General features: G+C 69.3%; 12 protein-coding genes. 5 read left to right on the forward strand and 7 right to left on the reverse strand.

Annotation, left to right across the window (positions count from 1 at the left end; translation table 11 throughout):
• The first annotated feature begins 12 nt into the window (after positions 1-12).
• The 3 genes from ACLML9_RS12660 to ACLML9_RS12670 are packed head-to-tail and all read left to right on the forward strand — an operon-like array spanning position 13 to position 4,514.
• Positions 13-1,224: an HpcH/HpaI aldolase/citrate lyase family protein gene (locus ACLML9_RS12660; protein ID WP_265803201.1), complete on the forward strand. Its 1,212-nt coding sequence runs from the start codon at positions 13-15 to the stop codon at positions 1,222-1,224.
• On the forward strand, positions 1,221-3,665 hold the full coding sequence (locus ACLML9_RS12665; protein ID WP_411945697.1) for a phosphoribosyltransferase: 2,445 nt from the start codon (positions 1,221-1,223) through the stop codon (positions 3,663-3,665). Before ACLML9_RS12660 ends, ACLML9_RS12665 begins: the two co-directional genes overlap by 4 nt.
• The gene (locus tag ACLML9_RS12670; RefSeq protein WP_411945698.1) at positions 3,666-4,514 is read left to right on the forward strand and encodes an HAD family hydrolase; all 849 of its coding nucleotides are present in this window, start codon (positions 3,666-3,668) and stop codon (positions 4,512-4,514) included.
• Here the strand turns inward: ACLML9_RS12670 and ACLML9_RS12675 are convergent.
• From ACLML9_RS12675 to ACLML9_RS12690, 4 genes are all read right to left on the reverse strand, one after another.
• The gene (locus ACLML9_RS12675; RefSeq protein WP_411945699.1) at positions 4,511-5,476 is read right to left on the reverse strand and encodes a DUF389 domain-containing protein; all 966 of its coding nucleotides are present in this window, start codon (positions 5,474-5,476) and stop codon (positions 4,511-4,513) included. The genes ACLML9_RS12670 and ACLML9_RS12675 overlap by 4 nt on opposite strands.
• Before the next feature lie 64 nt (positions 5,477-5,540).
• Entirely contained in the window at positions 5,541-6,305 is a 765-nt protein-coding gene (locus tag ACLML9_RS12680) for an AIM24 family protein (RefSeq protein ID WP_411945700.1), read from the reverse strand.
• A complete protein-coding gene (locus ACLML9_RS12685) occupies positions 6,302-6,994 on the reverse strand; it encodes an AIM24 family protein (RefSeq protein WP_411945701.1) in 693 nt (230 codons plus the stop codon). The genes ACLML9_RS12680 and ACLML9_RS12685 overlap by 4 nt, the downstream gene beginning before the upstream one ends.
• A 3-nt stretch (positions 6,995-6,997) precedes the next feature.
• Positions 6,998-7,621: an AIM24 family protein gene (locus ACLML9_RS12690; protein WP_411945702.1), complete on the reverse strand. Its 624-nt coding sequence runs from the start codon at positions 7,619-7,621 to the stop codon at positions 6,998-7,000.
• A gap of 248 nt (positions 7,622-7,869) precedes the next feature.
• Here ACLML9_RS12690 and ACLML9_RS12695 point away from each other — a divergent pair, with 248 nt between their 5' ends.
• Positions 7,870-9,195, forward strand: coding sequence for a TerD family protein (locus ACLML9_RS12695; RefSeq protein WP_411945703.1), 1,326 nt, complete (start codon positions 7,870-7,872; stop codon positions 9,193-9,195).
• Positions 9,192-10,781, forward strand: a complete 1,590-nt coding sequence (locus ACLML9_RS12700; RefSeq protein WP_411945704.1) for a TerD family protein — start codon at positions 9,192-9,194, stop codon at positions 10,779-10,781. The genes ACLML9_RS12695 and ACLML9_RS12700 overlap by 4 nt, the downstream gene beginning before the upstream one ends.
• A 105-nt stretch (positions 10,782-10,886) precedes the next feature.
• On the opposite strand, the gene ACLML9_RS12705 is transcribed toward ACLML9_RS12700, so the two are convergent.
• The 3 genes from ACLML9_RS12705 to ACLML9_RS12715 form a co-directional block, all read right to left on the reverse strand.
• Positions 10,887-11,462: a DUF2510 domain-containing protein gene (locus ACLML9_RS12705; protein ID WP_411945705.1), complete on the reverse strand. Its 576-nt coding sequence runs from the start codon at positions 11,460-11,462 to the stop codon at positions 10,887-10,889.
• Positions 11,463-11,653: 191 nt separating this feature from the next.
• A complete protein-coding gene (locus ACLML9_RS12710) occupies positions 11,654-13,456 on the reverse strand; it encodes a glycosyltransferase family 87 protein (RefSeq protein WP_411945707.1) in 1,803 nt (600 codons plus the stop codon).
• A 109-nt stretch (positions 13,457-13,565) separates the two neighbouring features.
• Positions 13,566-16,178, reverse strand: coding sequence for a transglycosylase domain-containing protein (locus ACLML9_RS12715; RefSeq protein WP_411945706.1), 2,613 nt, complete (start codon positions 16,176-16,178; stop codon positions 13,566-13,568).
• Positions 16,179-16,330: the final 152 nt, after the last annotated feature.

The raw sequence follows: 16,330 nt of genomic DNA on the forward strand, positions 1-16,330 counted from the left end.
GACGGGGGCTCGATGACCGCAGGCACGGCCGTCCGGCAGGAAATTTCCCTGTACAAGCAGGTACCGCGCCGACACTTCAGGTATTTGCAGGGACCGGATGCCAGAGCGCTGTTCCACCGCCAACCGGAGCCGTTCGACGACTGTGCCGAGCGGGAGATACTGGCGATGGCGCTGGGCGCCACCCTGTACGTACCGGCCACCCGGGCGGATCTGACGGCGACGATCGTGCGCCGGGCCGATCGCGGAGTGTGCTCGATGGTGATCGACCTCGAGGACGCAGTCGCCGACCACGAGGTCGAGTTCGCGAAACAGCAGACCGTGCGCACGCTCGACGAACTGGCCGCTCGCCCGGATCCCAACCCGATGCTGTTCGTCCGCGTCCGGGACGCCGATACCGTGCCCGAACTGCTCGACCGGCTGGGCGCGGGCGTACAGGTGCTGACAGGTTTCGTGTTCCCCAAGTTCGACAGCTCCTCGGCACCGAAGTACCTCGCCGCGCTGACCGCCGCCGCCGCTCGTACGGAACGGCCGCTCTACGGGATGCCGGTACTCGAATCCGCGGCGCTGGTACACCGGCAGACCAGGGATTCCGAACTCACCCAGATCGCGGCCTGCCTGGCCGAGGTCCGGGAACGGATACTGGCCGTGCGGATCGGCGCCACCGATATGTGTGCGACCTTCGGTATCCGCCGCGACCGTGACCTGACCATCTACGATGTGCGGGTCATCGCGGATGTGATCGCCGATATCGTGAACTACCTGGGCCGGGCCGACGGTACGGGTTTCGTGATCACCGGGCCGGTCTGGGAGTACTTCGCCGACCACGAACGGATGTTCCGGCCGCTGCTGCGCACCGCGCCGTTCGAGGAATCGGACGCGGTGCCGTTCCGCAGCTATCTGGTGAGCCGGGATCTGGACGGTCTGCTGCGCGAGATCACGCTGGACCGTGCCAACGGTATCCAGGGCAAAACCGTCATCCATCCCTCGCATGTGGCGGCCGTGCACGCGCTGTCGGTGGTCACGCACGAGGAATACTCCGATGCCCTCGACATTCTGCAGGTCGAAGTCGGTGGGGTCGCCGCGTCCGGCTACCGCAACAAGATGAACGAGATGCGGCCTCATCGCAATTGGGCGCGCAACACCCTGACCCGGGCCCGGGTCTTCGGGGTGGCCGAGAAAGGGGTGTCCTTCGTGGATCTGCTATCAGCGCTGGTCACGGTATGAGCGACGGGTCCGGCGAATCGTATTGGGCGACCCGCGCCCTCGGTATCGAACTGCGGCACCGGGAAGCGTTCCGGCACGGAAACACCCCCGACACCCTCGCGGCCGAACCGGAGATCGCCGATCTGGTGCAGCCGGGGTTGCGCAAGAATCCGCGGCGCGCGCATCTGCTGGTCTCCACGGTGCTGGGCAAACACCTGCCGACCGATCCGGTCCGAGTCCGGGACGCGGGTGACCGCCTCGGTGATCTGGTGCGCGCGGTACTCGGCGAACAGGATGCCGTGGTACTCGGGTTCGCCGAGACCGCGACCGGGCTCGGGCACTGTGTGGCCACGCGGATCGACGCGGCGTGCTACCTGCATTCGACCCGCCGGGCGGTGCCGGGCGCGGTGACGCTCACCGGGTTCGAGGAAGGACATTCGCACGCCACCTCGCATCTGCTGCAGCCGATGCCCGGGGACGTGTTCACCGCGGGACTGCCGCTGGTGCTGGTGGACGACGAGATCTCCACCGGCGCGACCGCGCTGGATGCCATCGAGGCACTGCACGAATTCGCGCCACGGACACACTATGTGCTGGCCACGCTGGTCGATATGCGCACCGACGCCGACCGTGACCGGTTCGCCGCGGCGGCCGCGGCGCTGGGCGCGCGGATCGATACGGTGTGCCTGGCATCGGGCGCCACCGTATTGCCCGCGGGCTTGGTGACCACCGTCTCGGAACTGCCCGCGGCCGAACTCAATCCGGTGGCGGAGCGTCGCGGTGTGCCGGCCCGGCTGGAACTGCCCTGGCCGCGGGATGTGCCCGAGGGCGGCCGGCACGGGTTCCTGCGCGCCGACCGGGCCGGATTCGAGCAGGCCACCGCCGTCGCGGGGAAAATGCTGCGGGACCAGCTGATCACCGAGTACCCCGGTCGCCCGGTGATCGTGCTCGCCCACGAAGAGCTGATGTACCTGCCGCTGTGCCTGGCCGTGGGAATCGCCGAGGCCGGGATGCCGGTGCGGTATCAGACCACCACACGTTCCCCGGCGTATGTCCTGGACGAGCCCGGTTATCCGCTGCGCCGCGGTTTCCGGTTCCCGGCTCCCGAAGCGGGCGAGGACAAACCGCGCTACCTCTACAACGCGTGCTGGCCCGATGAGCCGGGCGCGGACCCGGTGCTGGTGTTCGTGGCCGATTCACCCGCCGACGGTGAGCGGCTCTATGCCCCGGGCGGGCTGGTCGATGTCCTCACCGCCGCCGGTTCCGATGTGGTGGTGGCGATCCTCCGGGAGGCCGATCCGCGCACGCTGGCCGCCGCGCGTTCGGGCGGTTTCGCCGGGCCCGCACCGCTGTTCGGCCCCGGATTCGGTTCCTACGACCGGACCGATGTGGCGTGGCTGCTGAAGGATCTGTCCGGCGCCGACCTGGAGGCCGATACCGCCTTCCGTGAGCAGCGGATCCAGTCCGGAATCGCGCACTACGCCGAATCGCTACCCATCGAATACCAGCCCGACGCCGCCTACCGGGAACTGTTCGACCGGGTACTGGCCGACAGTGCCGAGCGGCTGGCCCTGGCGGTGGGTACGGTGGCCGAACTGGTGGCCGCCGAACGCGGCACCGATATCGTGCTGGCGTCGCTGGCCCGGGCGGGTACTCCGGTCGGCATCCTGATCCGCCGCTGGCTGGCCACCGGGCACGGGCAGCGCCCCGCGCTGGATATCCCGCACTACGCGGTATCGATCGTGCGCGACCGCGGGATCGACACCGTGGCCCTGGACTATCTGGCCCATCATCACGATCCCGCGTCCGTGGTGTTCGTGGACGGCTGGACCGGTAAGGGCGCGATCACCCGGGAACTGACCGCGGCCCTCGACGAGTACCACGCGGCGGGTGGCGCCCGCTTCGACGACGACCTCGCCGTACTCGCCGACCCCGGGCACTGCGTGCGTACCTACGGCACCCGCGACGATTTCCTGATCGCCTCGGCCTGCCTCAACTCCACGGTGTCCGGACTGGTCTCGCGGACGGTGCTCAACCGGGATCTCATCGGCCCGGGCGATTTCCACGGCGCCAAGTTCTACGCCGAACTGGCCGCCGAGGATGTCTCCGCGCGACTGATCGATACCGTCACCGGGGCGTTCGAGACGGTCCGGCCGCGGGTGAGCGCACAGGTCGCGGCCGTGCGTTCCGGGGACCGCGCACCCACCTGGGCGGGCTGGGCGTCGGTGGAACGGGTGCGCGCCGAATACGGGATCGACAGCGTGAACTTCGTGAAACCGGGCGTCGGGGAGACCACCCGGGTCCTGCTGCGCCGGGTGCCGTGGCGGGTGCTGGTCCGGGAACCGGACGCGCCCGAGCACGCCCATATCCGGCTGCTGGCGCAGGCTCGGGCGGTGCCGGTGGAGGTCGTGCCGGACCTGGCGTATTCGTGTATGGGCCTGATCAAGGATGTGCAGCGGTAGATGTCGTCTCCGAAACCCCTGCTGGTCGCCACGGATCTGGATCGCACGATGATCTACTCCGCCGCGTCCGCCGGCACCGCCGCCGCGGCGACAGTGTGTGTGGAGCATCTCGACGGTTCTCCGCTGTCGTATATGACCGCGGCCGCCGCGGACCGGCTGCGGGAACTCGCTGGTGCGGCGGTGGTCCTCCCCACCACCACCCGGACCATCGAACAGTTCGGCCGGATCCGGCTGCCCGGTGCGCCGTGGCCCTACGCCGTCACGAGCAACGGTGGAAACATCCTGGTCGACGGGGTACCGGATGCGCGGTGGCGCCGGGGGATCGAGGCGGCGGTCCGGGCCGGCGGGCCCGGTCTCGCCGAGGTCGAGACCGCGCTGCGGGCCCGGATCGACGACTCGTGGGTGCTCAAATTCCGCGAGGCCGACGGCCTGTTCTGCTATCTGGTGGTGGACCTCGCCGCGGCTCCCCCGGATTTCCTGACCGACTGGGACGCCTGGTGCCGGGAGCGTGGCTGGACGGCGTCGCGGCAGGGTCGCAAGATCTACACGATGCCGACGGCGGTGAGCAAGAGCCGGGCGGTGGCCGAGGTCCGGGCCCGGCTCGTCGAGTCCGGTGCGTTGGACGCGGTGGCGCCGACGTTGGCCGCCGGCGACGGCGCGCTGGACGCCGAAATGCTCGCCGCGGCCGATCACGCCATCCGCCCCCGGCACGGTGAGCTCGAAGAACTCGGCTGGACCCGGCCGGGCCTGACCGTCACCGCCGCCATCGGAATCGAGGCGGGGGAAGAAATTCTCGGCTGGTTCGCCGCCGCGCTCACGGGTCCGGTGGCCGCCGGGGCGGCGGGTTAGAGCATGCGCCGCCGGGCCCGCGCCTCGGCGCGGGAACGCCGCAACGAGACCCGCGACCACACGGCATCCTGCAGCGCCAGTGTCGCCCAGCCCGCTATCGCCATCCCGGCCAGGTTCACCACCAGCTGCAGCGCGCTACCCCAGATGGCCGAACCCGCGCCGAAGGCCAGGCCGAGCGCGATATTGCCCGCGGCCGGAACAGTGGTCACCGAGATGAACACTCCCACCAGCGCACCCGATTTGGCGGAGGTCAGCGACAGCACCCCGGCCGCTGCCGCGATCAGCGCCACGATGAACGACCATTTGTCCGGTGTGTAGATGAACGAGGTCTCCGGCCGGTCCCCGGTGACGACGTCGACGGTTATCCAGCCGAACAACCGGCCGACCAGGACGAGGGCGAATGTGATCGCGATGGCGGCACCGAAACCCATTGCCAGCGTGGCGACGGCGCGACCGAACAGCGCGGCACGGCGCCGGACCAGTGCCACGCCCAGCGCGGCGATGGCGCCGAACTCCGGACCGAGCACCATCGCACCGATCACCAGGATCTGTGAATCGACCACGATCGCGATACTGGCGAGTGCCGTCGCCAGCGTCATGAAACTCGCGTAGGTCCAGTTGAATTCGGTCTCCTCGTAGGAGCGCTGGGTGACATCGGCCCAGACGACCGAATCGGCGCTGAAGCCCGGAGTGCGTAGCTCGGCGAGATACCCGGACAGGGACATCCATGTGGATATCTGTTCCAATTCGATACTGCCGCGATGGTGCAGGCCGATCGCGCGCAGGCGTTCGAGGACATCGTTGGCGGCTTCGCGGGCCAGATTCGCGAACACCACATCGCCTTTCGGCCGTAGCGAACTCCCGCGTAGGACCGCCAGTCCGCTCACCGCGTCGTCGGCCTCGAGGATCGCCACCACATCGTCGGTCAATTCGGTCGGCGACATTATCCGCACATGCAGCATGCGCCAAGTCTGCCCGGGCGGGGCAGCGGTCCGCAGCCGGGCGGGGCCGGTCGCGGCCGTCCGCTCAGTAACCCTGCTGCTGACCGGCGAGCTGCTGGGCGATGACCCCCTGCAGCCGCTGCAGACCCGGCACGGTGATCCCGCTCTGCAGCTGCCCCTCGATGGTGCGGATGAGAGCGGCGTCGCTGAGGACCTTCTCGCTCGACTGGATGAGAACGGTTCCCGCGCCGGCGAAATCGAACTGGCGCTCCTCCCCGGAGGTCACACCGAACGCGGCCGCCCCGGCCGCCAGATAACCCGACACCCACCGCTGATCGTAGTGATGGCTGGGAGACGGGCAATCCGCCCAGCCCACCAGCGATTCCGGATCCACCCGCAGCGGCGGTTCGGCGAAGATCACCGGGCCGTTCGAAGAGGCCAGGAACTTCCCGGTGCCGATCAGTGTCAGGAAACCGGGCACGATCGATTGATTCAGCGACAGCCCGGGCTCGAAGGCCAGCAGGTTCGCCGCGCGGATGGTGAGGTTGCCGTCGTCCAGATCGTAGGAGTTGATGTCGTAGCCGCGGTCACCGATCAGCAGTTTGCCCTGCCCTTCGGCCACCACGTAGTCGCCGGTGAACAGCGGGGCCGAGAACTGATTCGCCACCATGTGCAGGAGTTGACCCTGCAGGCCGTGGGTGAGTGCCTGGAACCGCATCTGCCCGTAATAGGCGATCATCGCGCCCTTGCGCATGAACCACGGCTTGTTCAGATCGATGCAGTACGCGTAGCTGTTGCCGGGGACGTTATCGCTTTCCCCGAGGCTCATCGGGTTGAGGATCTCGCTCACAGTTTCTCCTCCGATGCCTGCACGTACACCAGGCCCTGGCCCGCGCACTGCAGTTGCATGGCCTCGCCGGCCCCACGTCCCACCGCGTCACGCCAGCTCACCGCGGCCTTCAGATCGGTGTGCACGTTCCCGTAGGAGGCGATGAACGCCTGCGGGTCGACCACCACCGGATTCGGCCCGCCGACCTGTAGTTCGAGGAAACCACCGTGGGCCAGCAGGACGGCGCTGCCCTGCCCGGACAGCTGGGTGGTGAACATGCCCTGACCGGTGAGCGCACCGGACGCGGCACCGCGCAGGGCACCCATCAGGCCACCGCCGCCTCCGCCGCCGGAGCTCGCCACCGACACCACCGAGGTCTGCAGGCCGGCGGTGTAGGCGAGCAGCCGGGACGCCTCCACCTGCAGGACCGCACCCGGCCGGACGTGGACCACCCGCACTTCCAGACCGGCGAAACCGTAATGGACGCTGCCGCTGCCCTGCGCGAGCATGGTGCGCTGGTGTTCGCCGGCCATCATCTGCCCGGCCATCCGGAGCAGCCCGCCGCCGCCCATACCGGCGCCGCCCGGTATCTCGTGCGGTGCGAAGGACACATCGCCGGTGTAGAAGAGCATGCCGCCGGCCCGGGCGACCACGCCGCCCGCCGTGGCGATATCGACGGCGACGACCTTGGAATTGATCTGCTCGAACATGACCTACCGTTCCGCCGGTTGGATCGAGACCACGCCCTGTCCGTCCCAGCGCAGCGAGAACGCCTCGCCGCCACCCTGTCCCATCGCCGCACGCCAGGAGACATCGGTGACGAAGGACTGGTTGAGGTTGCCGCGGGCGGCGACGAACGCGTCGGGGTCCACCACCAGCGGGAACTGCGGTGAGACCTCCAGGTGGATGAGCGGGCCGCCCGCCGACAGCAGGGCGACCTGCCCCTGGCCGCTGACCGTGGTGGTGAACAGCCCCTGGCCGCTGGACGCCCCGCGCACCCCGGCGAATCGCACATCGGTGCGCAGGTTCCCGGCGAAGGCCAGCAACTGCTGCGATTCGACCTGCAGGGTCTCGTTGTTCAGGTTCACCACCGAGACGTACTGGCCGTTGACCGCCAGGAAGACCCGTCCCTGGCCACCGCATTCCATCAGCGACAGCTTCTCGCCGGTGGCGCGGCGCTTCATCCCGGCCAGCACCCCCTCTCCGCCACCGAACCCGGCCGATTTGAACTGCACGGCGCCCTCGTAGGCGACCATCGAGCCGGAGATGGCGCGGATACTGGTGTTCGCCAGGTGTACCTCGATCACCTTCTTCGACTGTTCGAAGAGTTGTGCCATGGAGAGTCGCCTGTTCTCGCCGCCCCGGAGCCCGGCCCACCGCCGGTGCTCATCCGTCGCCGCCACCTTAATCGCCGCAGGTCGATCCAGTCCATGCCCGGCCACACCATTCGTCTATTCCGGAGGGCACCGACCCTGCGACGCCGGAGGCGGCGCAGGCAATACAGCTTCGGGTGTTAACGAGATTCGTGCCCGCCGTCTATCTCGTACAGTGGCATCCATACGCACCGACAAGCGAAGGGTCTGACTTGTCCGCAACACTCGCCAAGGGCCAGAACGGTCCACTGGCCACGAACGACGTGGTGGTCTCAATCCAGTTGGCGGCTCCGGCCGATCTGTCCGCCCTATTGGTCACCGAGCAGGGCAAAGTCCGGTCCGACGCGGATTTCGTCTTCTACAACCAGCCCAGCGGTCCGGGGGTGAACCTGCGGCCGGGCCCGGCCGGGCAGCCCGCTTCGCTGGCGGTGAACCTCGGCGCGGTCCCCGCCGATATCGCGCAGGTCCGTGCGGTCATCACCCTCGACGACCCGAATTCCAACTTCGGGCAGTTCGCGCCCCCGGTCGCCTTTGTATCGGATCAGTCCGGCGCGCAGCTGTTCGAGTACCGGATCGACGGGCTGGCCACCGAATCCATCGTGATCGCGCTGGAGCTCTACCGGCGCCAGGGCGCGTGGAAGGTGCGGGCGGTCGGGCAGGGCTACGCGGGCGGTTTCGCCGCGCTGGTCACCGATCACGGTGTCACGGTGGACGATTCTCCGGCCGAAACGCAGGCCGCCGCCCCGGCCGCCGCGCCGCCTCCGCCGCCGCCCGTGCAACAGACCGCGCCGGTACCGCCCACCCAGCAGGCCTATCCCACCCAGCAGCAACCGCCGGCCCCGCCCTACCCGCCGCAGGGTGGCGGTTATCCGCCGCCGCCCGGGCCCGGTTACCCGCAGCAGCCCGCTCCGGCGGCGCCCACCCAGCAGCATCCCGGTGAGATCAGTCTGAGCAAGACCGGTCCGGTCAGCCTGCAGAAGGGGCAGCGGGTCAGCCTCCGCAAAGAGGACGGCGCGGCGCTCACCTTCGTCAAGATGGGCCTCGGCTGGGATCCGGTGCAGCAGCGCGGCCTGTTCGGCAGCCGGACCGTGGATATCGACCTCGACGCCTCGGTGGTGATGTTCGCCGATATGAACCCGGTGGATGTCGCCTACTACGGACAGCTGACCTCCAAGGACGGTTCGGTCCGGCACCAGGGCGACAACCTCACCGGTGAGGGCGCGGGCGACGACGAGGTGATCCTGGTCGACCTCACCCGGCTTCCGGCCCACGTCAACAACCTGGTCTTCGTCGTGACCTCGTACAAGGGGCATACGTTCGGCCAGGTGCAGAACGCCTTCTGCCGGTTGATCGACGGTGCCAACAACGCGGAGCTGGCCCGCTACTCGCTCACCGGCGGCACGCCGACCACCGCCATGGCGATGGCGAAGCTGTTCCGGGCCGGCAACGACTGGAAGATGCAGGCCATCGGTGAGGGTTTCAACGCCAAACATCCCGGTGAGGCGATTCCCCAGCTGGGCCGGTTCCTGGCGGTATGAACGGTGTCGGGGGACAGGCGATGAAGCAGTTGCAGGCGGGGCAGAACATCCCGCTGCGCGGCGGGTCCACCCGCTTCCGGGTGAACGCGGCCGTGCCGCTGACGGTTTCGGCGCTGGTGGTGGCCGCGGATCTGCGGGTCGGTTCCGCGGCGGACGTGCTGGTGGCCGAGCGTCCGGCGGGCCCCGGGGTCCGGGTCGAGGAGGCGGCGGTCGTCGTCACACCGGCCGAGGTACGCGCGGATGCCCAGGCGGTACTGCTGGTGGCCGCCGCGCAGAGCGGACTCGGCGTGGTGACCGCGTCGCTGTCGGAGAACGATGCCGCGGTGGCCGAGTTCGTGATCGCTCCGCAGGCCGGGGAAACCGCCCTGATCTGCTTCGAACTGTACCGGCGCGGTACGGGCTGGAAGCTGCGCGCGGTAGGTCAGGGGTACGCGGGCGGTATCGGTGAACTGCTCCGGGCACACGGCGCCGACGGTTTCGTCGCTGCACCGGCCGCGGCGGCGGCCGCGGCCACCGTGCTCGACGCGCCGGTGGCCGCCCCCACCGGAGCGACCGCTGTGCCGGCTACACAGACCGAGCTCCCGCCCTTGGAGGTCGGACACGGGTTGGAACGCCTGTGGATGATCTTCGAGGACGCCGCGCGTTCGGCCGCCGCCCTGGAATCGGCGCGCGGTTACGCGGTTGAACGCCTGGACCAGGAGTTGTCGGCCGCGGTCTCCGATCCGGCCACCCGCAACACCCCCGCCGCCGACGCCGCCCGGGCGGCCGCGCAGCGGCGGCACGACGAGCTCATCACGACCGCCGAACACAATCACCGGCGCGACAGCACCCAGTTGCTGCGCGAACTACACGAGGCGGACGCGGTGCTGCCCGCGGCGCTGGCCTCGTGGAAATCCCCCGCCTGGGACCGCCCGGCCGCTCCGGCGGACGGTATCCGGCTCGGTGAGCTCTACGCGCTCGACCGGGGCGCACTGCGGATCCCCTATTGTGTTCCGGTCCCGCTGAATCGCCCGCTGTGGGTGGACACCGAATCCTCGGCGGCCGTCGCACCGGTGATCGGCGCCCTGCTCGCCCGGTTGATGCGGGCCGCGCCGGGACGCCGGACCCTGGTCGACATCATCGATCTCACCGGCGCGTTCACCGGTTTCACCGGGATGCTGGCACCGGTGCCGGCGGGCCCGCCGATCACCGATCACTCCGATATCTCTCCCCGCCTACAGCAACTCGTGGACGTCGCCGAACTGGCGGAGATGGCCTACAACTCCGGGCAGGCGTCACCGCCGGCCGAGCATCGCATCCTGCTCGCGGCGGATTTCCCGCACGGATACCAGGCCGCGGACGCGCAGCGGCTGGTGGCGTTGCTGGCCCGTGGGGATCTGATCGGGCTGTCGACCATCATCGTCGGCGCAAACGAGTCCGAGGCGGGGGACAGCGCGGTGGCCACGCTGTCGCGTGCCTGCCGTCATCTGCCGACCGTCACCGGCACCCCACTCTTCGATCCGTGGACCGGTAACGCCTGGCAGCTGGACCTGGATCTGCTACCGCACGAGCCCGAGCAGCGGGCGAGAATCCTGCGGGCGGGCTGAGTCCGGGCCGGGCGCTTCGAGAAACGGGCCCGGCCGGTCGTGTCGCAGCGGCGGTGGTGCCGGAAAGCGGTGCCACCACGCCGTGGCCGGAAACGCACCGGCCGATCAGTCGGTCAGGTCGATCACGCAGTTGTCCACGGCGATGACGATCGGATCACCCGGTGAGATCCCGAGTTCGTCACTCGCTCGGGGGAAGCTCGTTTGATTGCGGGCACCACCCGACGAGGAGTACACGGCGCCGTCCCGCACGATCCACACATCCGAACGGGCGTCCATCTCGCCCGAGGCATCGAGAGTGGTCGCCCCGAAATATGTCGTTCCGTTCTCGTCGATCACCGTGCCGTTGGCGAGTTCGTGCCCGTCGGTGGTGAGTCCGGCGGCGACCAGGGCGACGAGTTCGGCGCTCGCCGGGGCGCACCGCGGGTCGGAGTAGGCCGTCGTGGCCGCGGGGGGCGGCGATGTGGTTGTGGGTGCCGATGATGCGGCCGTGGAGGTTTCCGGGGGCGCTGCCGGCTCGCTGTTCTGCTCGGCGGGCCCCGCCGCCATCGGCGTCGGGGGCGTGACGACCTCGGTGGTGGTGATCCGGACAGGCGCCGCGTCTTCGGCTGCCGTGTCGTCGCCACCGATCAGGTAGCCGATGATCCCGAGTAGCACGAACGCGCCGAGGCCGACCCCGGCCACGATCAGTATGTTCCGGTTCGCTCGTCCGCGCCGAGCGATATTCTCGTGCCGCTGTCGATCATCCACCGATATCCCCTGACTGATTGCGGGGCGCGGGCAGGCGCCTCCGGTGATCCCGAACGTGAATCGGCGCGCGAGCGTTTCGTGTTTCACCGGGCCGGGCTTCACCTCCGGCCCGGTGTGGCCCCGGGTCAGCCCAGGCGCGCGGGCGGTTTGATCTCCCGAACCTGCTCCACCGGTGCCGCGGCGGTTGCGGTGTCCCGCTTACCGGTCCGCGTGGTGACCACCGTACCGGTCCAGTGGGTGTCGAGGGAGATCCGGGGGCGCAGTACCTCCGGTAGCCACGGCAGCAGCGGGTCCGGGGCGTGGTCGACCACCCCGCCGACCGGATCGTCCAGATGGTCGTGGCGCACCAGATCCTGTTCGGGCCGGTAGATCTGCCGGACGATCAGCACACACAGGCCGATCACCGCGAGGTCGCGCAGCAGCACGGTCGCGGTGAACCACTGCTCCGGCAGGCCCTTCCGGTCCTCGCCGAGGTAGTAGAACATGCGCGGCACCCAGACCAGGGCATCGATCGTCATCCACGCCAGCAGGAGCCGCCGGTGCGGCAGGGCCAGGACCGCGATCGGCACCAGCCACAGCGAGTACTGCGGGCTCCACACCTTGTTCGTCAGCAGGAACGCGGCGATGACCAGGAAGCACAGCTGGGCCAGCCGCGGCCGGCGCGGGGCGGTCAGGCCGATATAGGCGATACCGAGACAGGCCGCCACGAACAGCAGCAGCGAGATCAGGTTGAGGACCGTGGGCGGTTCGCCGTGGCGCAGCACACCGTCGAAACCCGACCAGTCGGTGAACGACATCACCACGTTGTAGAGCGAATCGGGATCGGCGTGCCGCGTGGTGTTGAGCCGGAAGAATTCCCGCCACCCCTGCGGATACAGCAGCGCGATCGGCAGATTGACCAGGAGCCAGGTGGCCGCGGCGCCGCCGCCGGTCAGCGCGGCCGCGCCGAGCGGGCGGGTGCCCAGCAACCGGATCCGCGCCGGCACCTCCGCGAGCCAGGTGCGCAGCGCCGCGGCACTGTCGATATCGCGCAACCGGGTCGCCTGCTGCGCGCGGGGGGTGCGCTGCATCGGATCGGCGCGCAGGCACAACACCACGATCGGGCCCAGCAACAGCAGGGGGTACAGCTTCGCCGCACCACCCAATCCCAGCAGGACACCGGCCAGCAGTGGCCGCCGGCGGGCCCATGCCAGCAGTCCCAGAGCGGCGAAGGCGGTCGCGAGGAAATCGAAATTGGTGAAGGCGTGCACGATCACCAGCGGGGAACACGCCACCAGCGCCGCGTCCCAGACCCGGCGCCCGGACAGCAGCGCGGTCGCCCAGATGGTGGCGAGCCAGGCGACCGAGAGACCCAGGGCCACCACATTGAAGTACAGCACCACCTGTAGTGCCCCCGGCAGCGGACTGGCGTCCCAGCTCTTGGCCACCAGCATGGAAACGTACTGGTACATGCCCGACAGGACCGGATACTCCATATGCCGGACCTCGGTACCGCCGCCGGGTGTTTCCTCCACCCAGGACTTCTTGTACGGGAACGCGCCCTCGTTGAGGCGTTCGGCGCCGTACAGCGGCACGGTGTCCGAATAGCACATGGCCGTGTATTGGCGGCCGTTGTTCCAGTCCAGGGTGAGCAGCCCGCCGGTGGTGGTGGTCTGCTGGATACATCCGGCCTTGGCGAACCAGCCGAACGCCAGGAAGATCACTGTGCACGCCAGCAGCACCCGCATCGGCGTCCAGAACCGTGCGCGACCGATCAGCGCGTGATCACCGACCGGGCCGCCCACGACCGTGCACAGCTGGGCGGTCATGGAATCGTTGCGGCTGGGCTTGTCGCGCGCGTCGGCAGAACGCAGATCTCGGGCGAGCGGGGCGGGCGAATCGTAACCGGCTGTGGCGGCCCGACCGGTTCGCCCGCTTCCGGGACCTATACCGTCGTCCGGCCCACCCACCAGTCGCTGCTCGCTCACGGCACCCGAGGTTACCTGTTACCGGGGTCCCGGCCCGGCCCGAGCCGGGACCCCGGACAGTATTGCGGGTTTATCCGCCCGAGTCCGGACGGCTGTCGCCGCCGGTGTCGCCGCTGTCCCCACTGTCCCCACTGTCGCCGCCGGTGCCGGTCTCGCCGCCGGATTCGGGCGCCTGAGTGACTGTGGGAGCCGTACTGGTCTGTCCGGCAGTGGGCTGCCCGGGTAGCGGACCCGGGCCGTTGCTCTGCGGCTGGTTCTGCGGTTGCGGCTGGCTACGCGGGTTGGGCGCCACCCCGGGCACCGGGATGGTGATACCGGGCAGGATTTCGACCTGGCTCGGCTGGATCACCACCGGGGGCTCGAAGGTCGGCATCGTGGTGGACGGCGCGGTGTAAGGGGCCGTCCACTTCGGCACACCGGCCTGGCCCTTGATCGGCGCGGGTTTGGGGAACTTCTCGATGGGCGTGCCCTCGAGGGCGCCGTCCATCGTGGCCTTCCAGATATCCGACGCGAGGCCGGAACCGTAGATCATCGCCCCGCCGTAGTTGCGCAGCGGCGAGTTGTCGGTGGTCCCCACCCAGACGGCGGTGGACAGCGACGGCGTGTAGCCCACCATCCACACATCCTTGTTCTCCCCGGTGTCACCCAGCTGTGCGGTACCGGTCTTGGCAGCCGAGGGACGGCCTCCGGCGAGCCCGTGATTTCGGGAGTATGCGGCGATGGGTTCCATGGCCGCCGTGACATTGTCGGCGACGGCCTCGGAGACGCGCCGTTCCCCGGCCACGTCGCCACGATCGAGCAGCACCGTACCGTCCGCCGACACGACCTTGCTCACGAAATGCGGTTTGTGGTACATACCCGACGCCGCCAGCGTCGCGTAGGCCGACGCCATATCCAGCGGCCGGGCCTGGTACTGGCCGAGTACGATCCCGTTGTTCGGGCCGACGCCGCCGGGTTCGGTCAGTGTGGCGCCCACTCCCGGGAGCTCCTCCGGAATCCCCAGTTTGTGTCCCATATCGGCGATCTTCTGCGGACCGTTCTGCATTTCCAGCTGCATCCGGTAGAAACTGGTGTTCAGCGAACGCTTGAGCGCTTCGGCGATGGTGCAGACGCCGCACTGCTCGCCCTCGACGTTGGTGATCTCGATACCGTTCACCGTGATCGGCGAGCTGTCGTACATCTGCGACAGCGGGACACCGTTCTCCAGGTTCTGCGCCAGGCCGATCACCTTGAACGAGGACCCGGTCTGCAGGGCGGCATTGGCGAAGTCGTAGCCGTAGCCTTCCTCTCCGCCGTAATAGGCGCGGACCGCTCCGGTTTTCGGATCGATCGAGGCCACCGCGGTGCGCAGCTTGTCCGGTTCGCCCTCGAGGTTCTTGCGTGCGGCATCGACGGCGGCCTGCTGCGCCTTGGCATCGATGGTCGTGGTGATCTGCAGGCCGGCGGTGTTCAGCTGCTGTTCGCTGATACCCGCTTCGGAGAGTTCGCGCAGCACCTGCGCTTTGACATGACCCTCCGGTCCCGCGGCCTCGGTCGTTTCCCCGGCCTTGGCCGAGGAAACCACCTGCGGATAGGTCAGACCGGTACGTTCGCCACGGTCGAGATTGCCGCCCGCGACCATACCGTCGAGGACGTAGTTCCAGCGGGTTTTCGCGCCTTCGGGGTTCGACTCGGGATCCAGCAGCGACGGCAGCTGAATGGTCGCGGCCAGTACCGCGCCCTCGGCCACGCTCAGTTCCTGCACCGGCTTGTCGAAATACGCCTTGGCCGCGGCATTGATGCCGTAGGCGCCACGCCCGAAGTAGATGGTGTTCAGGTAGGCGGTGAGGATCTCGTCCTTGCTCCACTGCCGGGCCATTTTCGCCGAGATGACCAGCTCGTGCAGCTTACGGGTGAGGCTGCGTTCGTCACCGACCAGCGCGTTCTTCACGTACTGCTGGGTGATCGTCGAACCACCACCGGCACTTTCGCGTCCGAGCACGTTGTCGCGGGCGGCGCGGGCGAAGCCGGAGATCGAGAAACCCGGGTTGCTGTAGAAATCCCGGTCCTCGGCGGCGATCACCGCGTTGCGCACATGCGGCGGAATCTGATCGATCGTCACATCGGTGCGGTTGCCCTCCGGCGGCACCACCCGGGTGATCTCGGTTTCGCCGTCGGCCGCGAGAATCGTTGCGACCTGGTTGGTCTTGAGGTCGCCGGGTTCGGGCACCGACACCGTGGAATAGGCGACCAGGAATACCGTGCTCGGCACCACGATGGCCAGTGCGACCAGGACGTAGGCGATCCGGCGCGCGATCTTCCACCGGTTCTTGCGTTTCTGGGCCGGGCCGCGGCCGCCGGGACCACCCGAGCGGCCGCCGGACCGCCGCGGCGGCGGACCGCCCGCGGCTCCGGAGCGGGACGGCCGGCTCTCCGGCGCGTCCGCACGGCGCTCACCGGTGTTCGGACCCGGACGACCCGTGACGGGGCGCGGGCCGGTCGTGGTGCGTTCGTGGCGGGTGGTTTCGGCGGGGGCGCCCGGTTGCGCCATCTTCGCGGTGCCCTGCTCACCGCGTGGCGCGCCTGGTTCCCCGGGGCGGCCCATGCGCTGGGTGGGCTGGTTCGGCGGCTGACCCTGCGGCGGGCGCCCGGGCGGTGGGCCGGGACGCTGCGGCGGCTGTGGAGCCCGCGAGGCGCCGGGCATCCCACCGGTGTTCGGTCCCGGCCGGCGACCCTCGGGGCCGGGCCGTGGACCCGGCGCCGGCGGTCGTCCCGTGCCGCCCGGCCCGGGACGCGGCCCGTTCGGTCCCGGCCGTGGTCCGCCTGCGACGGGTCGCGGACCCGTCACCGGACCCG

It is taken from the genome of Nocardia sp. NPDC002869, assembly GCF_046764065.1.
Taxonomy (GTDB): domain Bacteria; phylum Actinomycetota; class Actinomycetes; order Mycobacteriales; family Mycobacteriaceae; genus Nocardia; species Nocardia rhamnosiphila.